The 2,300-nt window shown below is 58.8% G+C and carries 2 protein-coding genes; both read right to left on the bottom strand.

Translation table 11 applies throughout. The features are described 5' to 3' along the window. Nucleotides 1–73 precede the first annotated feature (73 nt). Entirely contained in the window at nucleotides 74–949 is an 876-nt protein-coding gene (locus V6C16_RS11505; protein WP_333536776.1) for a DUF116 domain-containing protein, read from the bottom strand. Between the two features lie 677 nt (nucleotides 950–1,626). Next, the coding region (locus tag V6C16_RS11500; RefSeq protein WP_333543267.1) for a methionyl-tRNA formyltransferase at nucleotides 1,627–2,300 on the bottom strand (674 nt) is incomplete at its 5' end.

Genomic DNA, 2,300 nt, shown 5'->3' with positions numbered 1-2,300 from the left:
TCAACCAGCAACAGCGCCCGCAAGGCAGCCGTACGGCCGTTACAGGGCAGTTTGCGCAATGATATGTTTCTGCTCATGCTCTGCCCTCTCCATCGGGTATCGTCACAGTGGCGGGCGCGATGCCGGAGCCTGCCTGTCCGCACGCCCCGGCATCGCCAAGACCAAGAAACAGGCGCACCGCGTCTTCAAGGGCCGCCAGAGGCACAAGCGTGTCAAGGCAAGGTCCGTTGGGGCGCATGTTCAGCACGCCAAAGACCGGCAAGGGATAGCTGTCCTGTATGCCCGAGGTAAGATCGCGCTCGCAGGCCACAGCAATGATGCAGCGCGGCCTGGTCTGCACCACGATGCGCCGTGCAATGGTTCCCCCTGTGGCAATGGCGAGGCGTATGCCATACCTGTCGCGCAGGTGCAGCAGGTCCCCCACGGGACACTGCCCGCATCGGCGGCACAGGTCGGCATTGTGTACAAGGCGGTGCGGACATAAAGAACGTTGCACACAATGGGGCAGCAGCAAAAGCAGTTCACTTGGCTTCACCGCCCTGCGGCAGGAAAGCACCAGTTCGTTGTTGACCTTGATAAAACTGCGCCGCACCTTGCCGCGTTCAATGCCCACAAATTTTGCCAGCAGTTCCATAAGCGGAAAAAACAGGCGGATGGTGACATGGCGCACACTGCGCGCCCCAGGCAGGGCCTTGCCGGTATAGATGTGAAACACAAGCATAAGGCACAGCCACATGAGCGCCCCTATGCTCACAAGCCCCACGGTGATACTGAGGCGCTCAAGCCAGACCATGCCGTCCAGCATGTCTGACCACGGCAGGATGAGAAAAACTGTCAGGCCAAGGCAGACCACCAGACAGGATGCCAGCATAAGTCCGATAAAGATGCGCTTGCGCGCGCCTCCATATTGCTCGGGCGGCAGCGAAAAGGGAGATTTACGCAGTTTCATGAAACCTCGGGGTGTACACGTGCATAAAACGACTGCAAAAAGGCCCAAACTTATAGAGCAGATTAATTTTGAGGATGAACATTCTCAAAGTTTAAGCCACGCTCGCTTCGGCGCTTAGCAGCGCAAATAAATAGCTCTGCTGTCTTCGCGGCAGTCGTTGGCGAGCCTGGCGAGCCTTACGAATGGCGACAGCGATTGTGTGGAAACAGGCCGATCGTTACACATGCTGCCTGCAAGCGTAGTTTCCTGCGTTACGATTTCTGAAGCATCCGTAACTTCCTTTGTCGTAACGGCTGAAGCTGCGCTTACGCCTCCGCCGCGATACCTGCTCACGCAGCCGCCAGAGCAGCTTCAAAGTGAAAAGGCTCTAAAAACGGGCCTATGGCTTTTTTTACGCCTCACGCGGGCCATACGCAACAAAGGGCCTTTATGCTTCCCAGTATACGAAAAAGAAAAAAAAGAGGCCCAAATGAGCCTCACTGGGGCAGGTCAACTTTGAGGCAATGCTGTGACCGGAAGGCGCGACCCTGGTCTCCCCCGCCTCAGATCAGGAGTACCCCTGTCACAGACAAGACAAGAATAAAGATTTTTGGAGGTAGGCGGGTGGGGAGGGACCCTGCTGCACAAAGGTCCCTCCCACAAAAAATTTCAACAATAAAATATGCTGACAACAGCCGCTACAGTGGCTCTTCCGGTGACCGCGCCATGCCGCATACGCCCTGAGGAAGATTCTTGAGACTGCCGTTAAGCAGGTCACGCGCGGGCATGTCCTTGCGGCCCTCGGGACGCACCATGCCGAGCACATACCAGCAGTCGCCGCAGGCAATGCTCATGCCCTGCCCGTCGTGCCGTATGCTGCCCGGCGCAGTGCCAGCCACCGGCACACCGATTGTTCCGGGTGAAACAATGAGCGGCATGGCCTGGGCGGCAAAATCCGCTGCCGTATCAAGATGCAGCACCGTTCGCGCGCCGGGTTTGGGCGTAACACCGCGTATCTGTGCATGCACTTCGGCCGCAGTGCGCGTCCAGTCCACATAGCCGTCGCGCTTGCCCAGCTTGGCCGCGTGAGTGGCAAGACGTTCATCCTGCTCCACGGCCACTGCCCTGCCTTCCATGAGATCGTCCAGAACGGTGACCAGCAGTTCCGCCCCCATCTGCGCCAGAGCGTCATGCAGGCTGCCCGAGGTATGTTCGCCGATAAGAGTGTCGTCCACGGCATAAACAGGCCCGGCATCAAGTCGGCTGCCGATGCGCATTATGGAGATGCCCGCCCTGGCTCCGGGCTGCCATCCTTCCATAACGGCGCGCTGTATGGGGGCCGCGCCACGCAGGCCCGGCAGGATCGAGGCGT

The organism is Desulfovibrio sp. 1188_IL3213 (genome assembly GCF_036763145.1).
Taxonomy (GTDB): Bacteria; Desulfobacterota; Desulfovibrionia; order Desulfovibrionales; family Desulfovibrionaceae; genus Desulfovibrio.
The sequence above is the reverse complement of the archived record's forward strand: the minus strand, read 5'-3'. Positions and strand labels throughout refer to the sequence as shown.

Bases quoted from the DNA above. Each gene is read 5' to 3' on its own strand.
- V6C16_RS11505 (WP_333536776.1), bottom strand. From the start codon at position 949: ATGAAACTGCGTAAATCTCCCTTTTCGCTGCCGCCCGAGCAATATGGA.